Here is a 12833-nt window from a genome sequence, read left to right on the forward strand (position 1 = left end):
ATGGCGCAATGCGCTGCGCTTTTAGCGCCCTACGGGCAGCGCGGAACGGAGGGCAGTGTGAAACGTTGGGCGGTGTGAAACGTAGGGCGCAAAAGCGCAGCGCATTGCGCCATGAGTCGCCGGGAACGCAGGACGCAAGATCGCAGCGCATCGCGCCACGCGTCGCCCCGAACTCAAGCCCCGTAGCGCACCATATCAAGCCACGCCAGCAACGGTATCGTCGCCGGCAACAGCGGCGCCACGCCCACCGTCCCTTGCCACGCGAGCGCTTGCCCTTCCAGGCTTTGCGGCTCGCCCTCCCACTCGCGGCTGATATAAAAATGCAGGCGCACATGCGCGTGTTCGTATACGTGCTCCACGCCGCACCATGGACTGGCGCTCAGGATATGAACGCCAAGCTCCTCGACAAATTCGCGCTTGAGCGCCTCGAGTATGGTTTCACCGGTTTCGACTTTCCCGCCCGGGAATTCCCAATAGCCGTGGTACGGCTTTCCGGCGGGACGCTGGCCGAGCAGCACATCGCCGTTCGGCTTCATCAGGATGCCGACCGCGACGTCGATCGGCGGCAACTTGGTCTCGCTCATGCGCCCTGCTTGCCCGCGTAATCCTTGGCGAACTGCCAGGCCACGCGGCCCGAACGCGAACCGCGCGCCAGCGCCCAGCGCAACGCCTCGCCGCGCGCGGCCTCGACCTGCTGCGCGTCGCAGCCGAAGTGACCCAGCCAGTGCGCGGCGATGTCGAGGTAGTCGTCCTGCTTGAACGGGTAGAACGAGAGCCACAGGCCGAAGCGCTCGGACAGCGAAATTTTTTCCTCGACCGTTTCGCCCGGATGCAAATCGCCGTCGCCGTCGCTCCGGTAGCTGGCGTTGTCGCTCATCCGCTCGGGCAGCAGGTGGCGCCGGTTCGACGTGGCGTAGATGATGACGTTGTCGGACTGGGTGGCAATCGAGCCGTCTAGCGCCACCTTGAGCGCCTTGTAGCCGCTCTCGCCTTCTTCAAACGACAGGTCGTCGCAGAAGATGACGAAGCGTTCGGGCCGCCCGGCCACGAGATCGACGATGTCGGGCAGGTCGGCCAGGTCAGCCTTGTCGACTTCAATCAAGCGCAGGCCCGCGCCGGCAAACTGGTTCAGGCAGGCCTTGATCAGCGACGATTTGCCAGTGCCGCGCGCGCCCGTCAACAGCACGTTGTTGGCGGGAAGGCCCTGCACGAACTGGCGCGTATTCTGTTCGATCTGCTGCTTTTGCACGCCGATCTGGTGCAGGTCCGACAGCGCAATGCTGGCCGCATGCATCACCGGCTGCAGGTAGCTTGCCCCGCCGCCAATCCCGCCGCCGGCTCGCTTGCGCCAGCGGAAAGCGGTGCTGCGGCGCCAGTCCGGCTCACGCGGAAAGGCCGGCGGCAACACTGCCTCAACGCGCGCCAGGAGCGCCTCGGCGCGCAACATCAATTGCTCAAGTGGCGTCATGGCGCCAGATCAGGAACGGTAGTCGGCGTTGATCGTCACGTACTCGTGCGACAGGTCGCAGGTCCAGACGGTGGCGCTGTGGCTACCGCGGCCAAGCTTGACGCGCACCGTGATTTCGCTTTGCTTCATCACGCGCTGGCCGTCCGCTTCCTGGTAGTGGGGATTGCGCCCGCCGTTCTTGGCGACCAGGACGTCGTCGAGGTACATGTCAAGCTTGGTGACGTCGAGATCATCGACGCCGGCGTAGCCGATGGCGGCCAGGATGCGGCCCAGGTTCGGGTCAGACGCGAAGAACGCGGTCTTGACCAGCGGCGAGTGGGCGATCGAATAGGCGATTTTGCGGCACTCTTCGACCGAATTGCCCTCGTCGACGGAAATGGTGATGAACTTGGTGGCGCCTTCGCCGTCGCGGATGATCTGCTGGGCCAGGTTGCGCGCGATGTCGGTAACCGCCGCTTTCAGTTCGGCGTATTCGCTCGAATCGGTGTTGGCAATGGCCAGGCTGCCGGTGCCGGTGGCAATCAGCATGAAGGAATCGTTGGTTGAGGTGTCGCCGTCGATCGTGATGCAGTTGAACGAATGGTCGGCCGCGTGCTTGACCAGTTCATCGAGCACCGGTTGCGCGACCTTGGCGTCGATGGCCAGGTAACCGAGCATGGTTGCCATGTTCGGCTTGATCATGCCTGCGCCCTTGCTGATGCCCGTCATGGTCACGCTGTGGCCGCAAATGTCGACCGTGCGCGACGCCGCTTTGGGCTGGGTATCGGTGGTCATGATCGCTTCGGCCGCGTTGAACCAGTTGTCAAGCTTCAGGTTCGAGATGGCTGCGGGCAGGCCGGCGACGAGCTTTTCCAGCGGCAGCGGCTCGAGGATCACGCCAGTTGAAAACGGCAGGATCTGCTGGGCCTCGCAACCGAGCAGGCGCGCCAGCGCGTCGCAGGTGGCGTGCGCGTTGGCCAGGCCCGTTTCGCCGGTGCCGGCGTTGGCGTTGCCGGTGTTGACCACCAGTGCGCGAATCGGCTTGCCGCCGTCGGCCGCCGCAGCCAGGTTGGACTTGCTGACCTGGACCGGGGCGGCGCAAAAACGGTTGGTGGTGAAGACGCCGGCCACGGTGGCCGTGTCGGCCAGCTTCATGACCAGCACATCCTTGCGATTGGGCTTCTTGATGCCGGCTTCGGCAAAGCCGATTTCAATCCCGTTGACGGGTTGCAGATCGGCGGCGACGGGAAGGGGGGAATTGACGGCCATGATGAGCTCTCTAGCGTAAGAATGCGGAGCCGCTATTGTACCGCCTGTCAGAAAAGTGTGATGTTCCCGGCAAGTTAGCCCGATGCCTGAAGCCGCGCCAGCAGCGGGGCGGGCTGGGCGGCGGTAAATTGGGTGCAGGCCGTGCCGGTCCAGGAGGTGCCGGCCGGGCAAACGCACAGCTTGCCTTCGAGGTGGCTGCCCACCGGGCACTGCTGCTGCTTTTGCGTGTCGATGCGCGGCAACGGACGTGGCTCAAAGCGCGGCGGCAGCACCGCCCACCACAAGGACACGATCAGCCCGATAGAAACAACGATGGCGGCGTGAAGCGACTTCATGCTGTTCTCCCGGAAATGGCTGATAAGCGAGAATTACACCGCGCTCCCGGACCACGGTTGCGAATGCTCAACGATTAGCCTTCCGGAAAACTTAGCGGCGCTGGCGCAAGTCGACGGTGGTGACGTGCCGGGTCTCCGGCCCTTCGGGGCCGAGTGCGCAGGTGCCGTTGGTCCAGTTGCTGCCTTTGGGACACATGCACAGCTTGCCTTCCAGGGCAGTGCCGGGCGGGCACTGGAGCTGTTTGCTGACCTCCAGCGGTAAGCCGATCACGGGCAAGTCGCGCGGCGGCATCACCGCCCAGCCCAGCGCAACAATCAAGCCGATCGAGACGATGACGATAGTTCGGAGCGTTTTCATGGGGTACCTCAAGTGCGTGATGACACGGTTGAGAATTGCACCGGGCTCGACAGGATGATTTGCGAACGATCAATGGAAGGGCAGAGCTGGATGGTCGACGAAGTTTCATGTTTGGGGACGCGAACACTAAAAACTACATCGTCCTCGCGGGGACCCATATAACAGTCCAACTGAGCGTGGTTCCATGGGTCGCCGGGTTCGAGGGTGTTGCAAAACGCATCAGGACCAATTGGTTCCCCAAAAACTGCAACATGTGGGAGCCCGAAAACCTAAGCAACATCGTCCTCGCGCACGCGGGGACCTATAGAACGGATGCCAATCATTCCTTTCAAATCATATCGTTATAGGAACCGGATCGATTCAAGGGGAACGTGACTCGTCAGTTCTATGGGTCCCCGCGTGCGCGAGGACGATGTGACTGTGCTGCGCAGTTGCGCAGTTGCGCAGTTGCGCAGTTGCACATTTTCAGCCGGCTTTGCACCTGGCACCATCTGGCCACGAAAAAAAAGGCGGAACTCGCGTTCCGCCTTTTTTCGCGTAAAGCCGCTGCCTTAAGCGAGCTTGCCGTGGCAAGCCTTGAACTTCTTGCCGCTGCCGCAAGGGCATGGATCGTTGCGGCCAACCTTCGGTGCGTAGTCTTCCTCCACCGAATGGCGCGCCATGCCGGCGCCGGGCGCGAGCAACTCTTCGGGCGCGGCATCGGGATTGAAGTCCGCGTGCTGGTAGCTGACGTTCTCGACGTGCAATTGCTGCATGGCCGCTTCGGCCGCGTCGATCTCCTCGCGCGACTGGATCCGCACCAGCATGATCTGCTTGCTCACTTCGTTCTTGATCATGTCGAGCATGGAGCCGAACAACTCGAACGCTTCGCGCTTGTATTCCTGCTTCGGATTTTTTTGCGCGTAGCCGCGCAGGTGGATACCCTGGCGCAGATGGTCGAGCGCGGCCAGGTGCTCGCGCCAGTGGCTGTCGACGCTTTGCAGCATGACGTTGCGCTCGAAGCCGCCGAACGCTTCCTTGCCGACGATCTCGATCTTGCTGTTGTACGAGGCGTCCGCCGCCGTCGTGACCTTCGCGACGATATCGTCGTCGGTCAGGCTGGCGTCGGCGGCCAGCATGGCCGCGAGCGGCACGTCGAGCTGCCATTCGTCGGCCAGCACTTTTTGCAGGCCCGCGATATCCCATTGTTCTTCGACCGATTCGGGCGGCACGAAGGCGCGCACGGTATCGTGGAACACGCCGGCGCGCAGCGACGCGATCAGCTCCGAAATATCGGTCGTCTCAAGCAGTTCGTTACGCTGGGTGTAGATCACCTTGCGCTGGTCGTTGGCGACGTCGTCGTACTCGAGCAGCTGCTTGCGAATGTCGAAGTTGCGCGCTTCCACCTTGCGCTGGGCCGACTCGATCGAGCGCGAGACGATGCCCGCTTCGATCGGCTCGCCCTCAGGCATCTTGAGGCGGTCCATGATGGCGCGCACGCGGTCGCCCGCGAAGATGCGCAGCAGCGCGTCGTCAAGCGAGAGGTAAAAGCGCGACGAACCCGGGTCGCCCTGGCGCCCCGAACGGCCACGCAACTGGTTGTCTACCCGGCGCGATTCGTGGCGCTCGGTGCCCACGATGTGCAGCCCGCCCGCGCCGACCACGTGTTCGTTGAGCGACTTCCACTCAGAACGCAGCTTTTCAGCTTGCGCTGCCTTGTCGGCGTCCGATAAATCCGGATTGGCTTCCACCAGCTGGATTTGTTTTTCGACATTGCCGCCCAGGACAATGTCGGTACCGCGACCGGCCATGTTGGTGGCGATGGTGATCATCTTCGGGCGGCCCGCCTGCGCGATGATTTCCGCTTCGCGCGCGTGCTGCTTGGCGTTCAGGACGTTGTGTTCGAGGCTGGCCTTGGTCAGGATGTCCGACAGCATCTCGGAGTTTTCAATCGAGGTGGTACCGACCAGCACCGGCTGGCCGCGCTCGTAGCAGTCGCGAATGTCGATCAGCATGGCGTTGTACTTCTCGGCCGACGACTTGTACACCTGGTCCTGGCGGTCTTTGCGCTGGGATGGACGGTTGGGCGGAATCACGACGGTCTCGAGGCCGTAGATTTCCTGGAATTCGTAAGCTTCGGTGTCGGCGGTGCCGGTCATGCCGGACAGCTTGGTGTACATGCGGAAGTAGTTCTGGAACGTGATCGACGCGAGCGTCTGGTTCTCGTTCTGGATGCGCACGCCTTCTTTTGCTTCAACCGCCTGGTGCAGGCCGTCGGACCAGCGGCGACCGGTCATCAGGCGGCCGGTGAATTCGTCGACGATGACGACTTCATTATTCTGCACCACGTAATGCGTGTCCTTGGAATACAGCGCGTGAGCGCGCAAGGCAGCATACAGATGGTGGATCAGCGTGATGTTGGCGGCGTCATACAGCGAGGCGCCTTCGGGTAGCAGGCCCATCTTGGTGAGGATCGCTTCGGCGTTCTCGTGGCCGGCTTCGGTCAGCAGCACGGTGTGCGCTTTTTCATCCTTGGTGTAGTCGCCAGGGACCGAAATGACGCCCTTGCCGTCCGGCGTTTCTTCGCCGATCTGCATGGTCAGCATGCCGGGCAGTTCATTGATCTTGTGGTACAGATCGGTATGGCTCTCGGCCTGGCCTGAAATGATCAAGGGCGTACGGGCTTCATCGATCAGGATCGAGTCGACTTCATCGACGACGGCAAAGCTCAGCGTGCGCTGGACGCGCTCGCTCGCCTCGTAGACCATGTTGTCGCGCAGGTAGTCGAAACCGAATTCATTGTTGGTGCCGTAGGTGATGTCAGCGGCATACGCGGCCTGCTTGACGTCGTGATCCATCTGCGACAGGTTCACGCCGGTAGTGAGGCCCAGCCAGCTGTACAGGCGGCCCATCCACTCGGCGTCTCGCTGCGCCAGGTAATCGTTGACGGTAATGACGTGCACGCCCTTGCCGGACAGCGCATTGAGGTAGGTCGGCAGCGTTGCCATCAGCGTCTTACCCTCGCCCGTGCCCATTTCGGCGATCTTGCCGTAATGAAGGACCATGCCGCCGATCATCTGCACATCGAAATGGCGCATCTTGAGCACGCGCCGCGCAGCTTCGCGGCAGACCGCAAAAGCTTCCGGCAGCAGGGCGTCAAGCGTTTCGCCTTTGGCGATGCGCGCCTTGAATTCCAGCGTCTTGGCCTGGAGCTGGGCATCGGTCAATTTTTCGATCTGCGGCTCGAGAGCACTGATCTCACGTACCGTTTTTTGGTATTGCTTGAGCAGCCGCTGATTGCGGCTACCGAAAATCTGGGTCAGTAATGACATGCTTGAATTCTTGAAAAAAACGCCGCAAAAAGAAGTCGCGATGGTATCAAAAAGATATCGCCGTGCGACCGACTATGGCAAAAAGACTGTGATTTTATCATGCGAACCATGCCCAAATGGGGATATCGCGTCCGATAACAAGTGGACATGGTTTCAAGTTTTGTTAAACAGCGCCGTTTACGCGCGCGCCTGCAGGCCACCAGACTGACCCTGCCGCTCTTGCCTGTGATAACCTGTCGCCCTCACGCAATAACTTCTTCAAGCCAATCCTGCATGCACATCTACGGCACAAAAACGCGCAAAACCTCACTGGAGGTCACGGCGTTTCTGCGTCAAAACGACAAGATGGCGGCATTGTTGCCAACCGCCATGCGCATGGCCAGCCTGCAAACCGATTGCGCCGAGGCGCTGCCGCCCATGTTTTCCAATTGCGACGTGCTCTCTTTCGAGCAAGCGCAGCTGGTGCTGGCGACGCCCAGTTCGGCGGTGGCGGCCAAGCTGAAGCAGCAGTTGCCCAAGCTGCAGACGGCGCTGCACCATAAGGGCTGGAAGATCGACGGCATCAAGCTTAAGGTGCAGGTCACGCGCAGCATCGCGCCCGTGGTGCACACGCGCCAGCTGGTGCTGCCGCAAACGGCAATCAGTGCCTTTGACGAATTGGGCGATACCCTGGCCCCCACGAGCCAGAATGCCGGCCTGATCGCGGCGCTAAAGGCGATGGCGGCGCGCCGGCGCTAGGCGCGACACGCGACACCCCTCACTTCAAACCGGCGCTGGCGTTAAGTAAGCGCCCATTCACGGGCCATCTGCGCCACGTACGACGGCGGCGCACTGCCTGGCTTGGCAAACGAGACGATTTCGTAGCTGGCCGGGTCCTTGAGCAACTCCAGCAGCAACAGGTTGTTCAAGCCGTGGCCCGACTTGTGCGCGTGGTAGCTGGCCAGCAGCGGATGGCCCACCAAATACAGGTCGCCAATGGCGTCAAGGATTTTATGGCGCACGAATTCGTCTTCGTAGCGCAAGCCATCCGAATTGAGAATGCGGTATTCGTCCATGACGATCGCGTTTTCAAGCGAGCCGCCGCGCGCCAGGCCCATGCCGCGCAAGCTTTCCACATCCTGCATGAAGCCGAAGGTGCGGGCGCGCGCCACATCGTGCACGTACGAGACGTCGCCAAAGTCGACCAGCGCGCGCTGGGTGGTCCCGTCCACCGCCGGATGATTGAATTCAATGAAAAAATCGAGCTTGAAGCCTTCATGGGGCGACAGGCGCGCCCACTTTTCATTGTTGCCCGTGCCTTGGCGCACTTCAACGTCTTTCAGCACGCGGATGAATTTTTTGGCCGCTTCCTGTTCCTGCACGCCGGCCTGCTGCAGCAGGTATACGAAGGACGAGGCCGAACCGTCCATGATGGGGATTTCTTCGGCCGAGACGTCCACATACAGGTTGTCGATGCCAAGGCCGGCGCAGGCCGACATCAGGTGTTCGACTGTGGACACGCGCGCGCCGCCGGCGATCAGCACCGAGGCCATGCGGGTGTCGCCGACCACGCCGGCGCTGGCGGGAAACTCCACCACGGGATTGAGGTCGACGCGGCGAAAGACGATGCCGGTGTCCGCTGCTGCAGGGCGCAGCGTCAGTTCGACCTTGGTGCCGGAGTGCAGGCCGACACCGGTCGTGCGCACCTGTTGTTTGAGGGTTCGTTGTTTAAGCATCCGCCGATTATATCGGACTTGAAACCAGGACGCCCCCGGCTCTGCTAAGGATGCTCGGCCGTTGCGTGGTGGTGTTCGTGGCCGATCAGGTACACGCCGCTGGCGATGATGATGGCCGCGCCGAGTAGGGTGAAGCGGTCGGGCAGCGTTTGCCACAGCAGCCAATCCAGGCCCACGCCCCATGCCAGGGCCGAGTATTCGAGCGGCGCAATGCTCGACGCTTCACCCTTGTTGAAGGCTTCCGTAATGGCCAGCTGGCCCAGGAAACCGGTCACTGAAAGGGCGCACAGCAGCAGCATCTCGCTTGAGCGGATCGGCACCCAGCCTGGCGCGGCCAGCGCGCAAGCGCCCACCGACATCAGGATCATCAGCCACAGCACCATGTGTTCGCCGCTGTCGGTGCGCCCGAGGATGCTGCCGGCAATGCTCGAGACGGCATAAAACGCTGCCGCCCCCAGGATCGCCAGGCCGCCCAGCGTCAGCATGCCTTCGCCGGTGGGGCGCAGCACCACGATCACGCCCACCAGGCCCACGCCAATCGCAGTCCAGCGCGCTGCGTTGACGCGCTCTTTCAGGAACACGACGGACAAGGCCGTGATCAGGGCTGGTGCGATGAAAAAGATGGTGTAGGCCTCGGCCAGCGAGAGCTTCTTGAGACCGAAGGCGAACAGCGACAGCATCGCCACGCCCAGCACGGCGCGCAGCAGATGCAGCGGCCAGCGCACCTTGAACATGCCACGGAAGGCGCCGCGCCAGCCGATGTAGGCCAGCACCAGCGGCAGCGAGCACAGGGCGCGCAGCGCGGCCACCTGCATGGCGGGGTAATGCACGGTCAGCAGCTTCATGACCGTGTCCATCAGCGAAAAAAGGGCGACCGCCAGCAGCATTGCGTAGATGCTGCGCAGATTGCCGCGCCTGCGTGTCACAGAGGCCGTTCCATGAAGAGCGAGAGCGGGGCGCGCTGATACAGGACGATGGCTTCGGGCTGGCTGATGCCGGTGTCGAGTTTCAGGCCGGCGAGACCGGCTGCGGTGGCGTTCAGCAGGGCGATGATGTCGGGCTGATTGGGGGATTCTTGGATGATGATCATGACTGGTGGGCGCGACATTGGAGAAGCAGTGGCCCAAATCCACGTCGTCCCCGCCTGCGCGAGGACCACGTGGTGTGGGGGTACTTACGCCAGCTGCTTGAGCATGGTCTCGGCGTTCGACACTTCAAAGCCGCCGCCCTGCTCCACGTTCAACTGCTTGACAACGCCGTCTTCCACCAGCATCGAGTAGCGCTGCGAGCGCGTGCCCATGCCGAACTTGGAAAAATCAGCATCCAGGCCCAGCGCCTTGCTGTAGGCGGCGTTACCGTCGGCCATCATGCGCACGATGCCGGTCGACTTCTGGTCGCGGCCCCAGGCGCCCATGACGAATGCGTCATTGACCGAGATGCACCAGATTTCATCGACGCCGGCCGCCTTGAATTGTTCGGCGTGCTTGACGTAGCCTGGCACGTGCTGCGCCGAGCAGGTCGGCGTGTAGGCGCCTGGCAGGCCGAAGATGGCGATCTTCTTGCCCTTGGCGATATCGGCCACCTGAAAGTTGTTCGGGCCGAGCGAGCAGCCGGCGGTTTCGGTTTCTACGAATTCTGAAAGGGTGCCTTCGGGAAGGTGATCGCCGATTTTGATAGTCATGGGAGGCTCCTGAGTGGGGAAGTTTATCGGACAAATAGTATGCCTGAAGCTTGACGTTCTTGCACCGGACGGAAAAATTGCGCTTCCGCGCCTCCACGCGACGTAAAAAAACCGGGGCAAGCCCCGGTTCTTGTTTTACCAAGCAAACTGATTAGTCAGCCTGCTTGCGCAGGAATGCCGGAATGTCGTAGGTCTCAACGCCATTCCTCTGCATCGCCTGCACCTGCTCGGATGCCTGCTCGCGGCGCCACACGGCCGGCTGCTTCATGCCATCGATGCCATTTCCAAGACCGGAGGCCGCGCCCATCGTCACGCCCTGCGATGCCACACCGCCCGCGCCGGACGCCATCATCGGCCCGTTGTGGGTACCCGTGCGCAGCATCGGCGTTTGCACCAGCTGCATCGCCTTCTTGGCTTTGCCCAGGCCGGTGGCCACCACCGTCACGCGGATGTCGTCGCCCATGCTGTCGTCGTACGCGATACCTTGCGCGATCGATGCATCGGGCGCGGCGAATGCGCGCACTGCAGCCATGACTTCCTTGATCTCCTTACCCTTCAGGCCACGGCTTGCGGTCACGTTGACCAGCACGCCGCGCGCGCCCGACAGGTCGATCCCATCGAGCAGCGGCGAAGCGACTGCCTGCTCGGCGGCGATACGCGCGCGGTCTACGCCGGACGCCGTCGCGGTGCCCATCATGGCCTTGCCCTGCTCGCCCATGATGGTTTTCACGTCATTGAAGTCGACGTTGATGTGACCGGGCACATTGATGATCTCGGCGATACCGGCAACGGCGTTGTTGAGCACATCGTCGGCATGCTTCATCCAGTCGATCATGCTTTCGTCTTCGTAGATCTCTTCCAGTTTTTCGTTCAGGATGATGATCAATGAGTCGACGTGCTGCGACAGTTCCTCAAGGCCGCTCTCGGCGATGTCCATGCACTTCTGGCCTTCGTACGAGAACGGCTTGGAAACCACGGCCACCGTCAGCGCGCCCATCGACTTGGCGATTTCAGCGACGATGGGTGCGGCGCCGGTACCGGTGCCGCCGCCCATGCCCGCTGCAATAAAGACCATGTGCGCGCCGCGCAATGCGTCTTCGATGCGCCCGCGCGACTCTTCGGCCAGGGCGCGCCCGACGGTCGGCTTCATACCGGCGCCCAGGCCCGACTCGCCGATCTGGATGATGTTGTGCGCGGACGAGACGGCCAGCGCCTGCGCATCCGTGTTCGCTGCAATAAACTCAACGCCGGACACGCCTTTGTTGATCATGTGCTGTACCGCGTTGCCGCCTGCTCCGCCGACGCCGACGACTTTGATGACGGTACCGAGTGCTGCGTTATCGACCATATCAAACTCCATGATGTAACTCCTAATCAAAGTGCGGTTTCCAAGCGCCAGGACTCATAGTCATATGAAACCTGGAGATTGAAAACTGCGGGGTGAATATTAATAAAAATTGGATTCTCTTCGACTGCAAGAGACTTAAAAATTCCCTAAAAACCATTCCTTCATACGCTGCCACACCGCCTTCACCGAGCCGTCCTGCCGTGTCACGATGTGGCCCCGCAAATACTGTTTTTTTGCTTCCAGCAACAGGCCGAGCACAGTGGCATAGCGCGGACTGCGTACAACGTCGGCCAGCTGGCCGCGGTAATCCGGCGTGCCAAGGCGCGCCGGCTTCAAAAATATGTCTTCCGCCATTTCGACCATGCCCGGCATGATCGCCGTGCCGCCGGTGAGCACGATGCCCGACGAGAGCACGCCCTCGTAGCCGGACTCGCGCACGACCTGGTGCACCATCGCAAAGAGCTCTTCCACGCGCGGCTCGATGACGGCAGCGAGCGCCTGGCGCGACAAATTGCGCGGACCGCGGTCGCCCAGGCCCGGCACTTCGAGCGACTCGTGCGGGTCGGCCAGCACCTGCTTGGCCACGCCGTAGCGGATCTTGATTTCTTCGGCTTCCGAAGTCGGCGTGCGCAGCGCCATCGCAATGTCGTTGGTGATCTGGTCGCCGGCGATCGGAATAACCGCCGTATGGCGGATCGCGCCGTCCGAAAACACGGCGATGTCGGTGGTGCCCCCGCCAATGTCGATCAAGACCACGCCCAGTTCCTTTTCGTCGGCCGTCAGCACCGCGTCGGCCGAGGCCATCGGCTGCAAGATCAGGTCCGACACTTCCAGGCCGCAGCGGCGCACGCACTTGACGATGTTTTGCACCGCCGACACCGCGCCGGTGACGATGTGCACGCGCACTTCAAGGCGGATGCCGCTCATGCCGATCGGCTCGCGCACGTCTTCCTGGCTGTCGACGATGAATTCCTGCGGCACCGTATGCAGCAACTGCTGGTCGGTCGGGATGTTGACGGCCTTGGCAGTTTCGATCACGCGCGCCACGTCGGTGCTGGTCACTTCCTTGTCCTTGATGGCGACCATGCCGCTCGAATTGAACGAGCGGATATGGCTGCCGGCGATGCCTGCGTAGACATTGCGGATCTTGCAGTCGGCCATCAGCTCGGCTTCTTCGAGCGCGCGCTGGATCGACTCGACGGTCGCCTCGATATTGACGACGACGCCTTTTTTCAGGCCCCTCGATTCATGCTGACCGAGTCCGATCACTTCGTGGCGTCCGTCGGACATCACTTCGGCCACCACCGCCACCACTTTCGAGGTGCCGATATCGAGGCCGACGATCAGATTTTTCGCGTCTTTTGTCATT

Annotated in this window: 13 protein-coding genes; 1 reads left to right on the forward strand and 12 read right to left on the reverse strand. The window is 61.9% G+C overall.

From position 1 onward, the window contains the following. Positions 1-173: 173 nt before the first annotated feature. From ACP7D4_RS05590 to secA, 6 genes are all read right to left on the reverse strand, one after another. Positions 174-584, reverse strand: coding sequence for an NUDIX domain-containing protein (locus tag ACP7D4_RS05590; protein ID WP_426104013.1), 411 nt, complete (start codon positions 582-584; stop codon positions 174-176). After that, positions 581-1468, reverse strand: coding sequence for an ATP-binding protein (locus tag ACP7D4_RS05595; RefSeq protein WP_426208082.1), 888 nt, complete (start codon positions 1466-1468; stop codon positions 581-583). The genes ACP7D4_RS05590 and ACP7D4_RS05595 overlap by 4 nt, the downstream gene beginning before the upstream one ends. Positions 1469-1477: 9 nt before the next feature. Next, positions 1478-2716, reverse strand: coding sequence for a bifunctional glutamate N-acetyltransferase/amino-acid acetyltransferase ArgJ (gene argJ / locus ACP7D4_RS05600; RefSeq protein WP_426104015.1), 1239 nt, complete (start codon positions 2714-2716; stop codon positions 1478-1480). Between the two features lie 74 nt (positions 2717-2790). After that, the gene (locus tag ACP7D4_RS05605; protein ID WP_426104016.1) at positions 2791-3051 is read right to left on the reverse strand and encodes a hypothetical protein; all 261 of its coding nucleotides are present in this window, start codon (positions 3049-3051) and stop codon (positions 2791-2793) included. Between the two features lie 91 nt (positions 3052-3142). Next, positions 3143-3409 (reverse strand): hypothetical protein, encoded by a 267-nt coding sequence (locus ACP7D4_RS05610; RefSeq protein WP_426104017.1) that lies wholly within the window; start codon positions 3407-3409, stop codon positions 3143-3145. Between the two features lie 551 nt (positions 3410-3960). Continuing rightward, positions 3961-6720: a preprotein translocase subunit SecA gene (gene secA / locus ACP7D4_RS05615; protein WP_426208084.1), complete on the reverse strand. Its 2760-nt coding sequence runs from the start codon at positions 6718-6720 to the stop codon at positions 3961-3963. 273 nt (positions 6721-6993) lie between these two features. On the opposite strand from secA, the gene ACP7D4_RS05620 reads away from it, so the two are divergent. Then, positions 6994-7458: a DciA family protein gene (locus ACP7D4_RS05620; protein ID WP_426104019.1), complete on the forward strand. Its 465-nt coding sequence runs from the start codon at positions 6994-6996 to the stop codon at positions 7456-7458. 41 nt (positions 7459-7499) lie between these two features. Here ACP7D4_RS05620 and lpxC read toward each other — a convergent pair whose 3' ends face one another. The 6 genes from lpxC to ftsA all read right to left on the reverse strand — a co-directional run bounded on the left by lpxC (position 7500) and on the right by ftsA (position 12832). Continuing rightward, positions 7500-8435: a UDP-3-O-acyl-N-acetylglucosamine deacetylase gene (gene lpxC, locus ACP7D4_RS05625; protein WP_426104020.1), complete on the reverse strand. Its 936-nt coding sequence runs from the start codon at positions 8433-8435 to the stop codon at positions 7500-7502. Between the two features lie 44 nt (positions 8436-8479). Then, positions 8480-9322, reverse strand: a complete 843-nt coding sequence (locus tag ACP7D4_RS05630; protein ID WP_426208169.1) for a DMT family transporter — start codon at positions 9320-9322, stop codon at positions 8480-8482. A 35-nt stretch (positions 9323-9357) separates the two neighbouring features. Further along, entirely contained in the window at positions 9358-9525 is a 168-nt protein-coding gene (locus ACP7D4_RS05635; protein ID WP_426208085.1) for a hypothetical protein, read from the reverse strand. A gap of 84 nt (positions 9526-9609) precedes the next feature. Further along, complete coding sequence (locus tag ACP7D4_RS05640; RefSeq protein ID WP_426104022.1) at positions 9610-10116, reverse strand: peroxiredoxin; 507 nt, start codon at positions 10114-10116, stop codon at positions 9610-9612. Positions 10117-10267: 151 nt separating this feature from the next. Beyond that, positions 10268-11476 carry a cell division protein FtsZ gene (ftsZ, locus tag ACP7D4_RS05645; RefSeq protein WP_426104023.1) on the reverse strand — a complete coding sequence of 403 codons (1209 nt, stop codon included), beginning with the start codon at positions 11474-11476 and terminating at the stop codon, positions 10268-10270. 123 nt (positions 11477-11599) lie between these two features. Further along, entirely contained in the window at positions 11600-12832 is a 1233-nt protein-coding gene (gene ftsA / locus ACP7D4_RS05650) for a cell division protein FtsA (protein WP_426104024.1), read from the reverse strand. Position 12833: the final 1 nt, after the last annotated feature.

The sequence above is a fragment of the Massilia sp. TWP1-3-3 genome (assembly GCF_049897805.1).
In the GTDB taxonomy this organism is placed as follows: Bacteria; Pseudomonadota; Gammaproteobacteria; order Burkholderiales; family Burkholderiaceae_D; genus Telluria_A.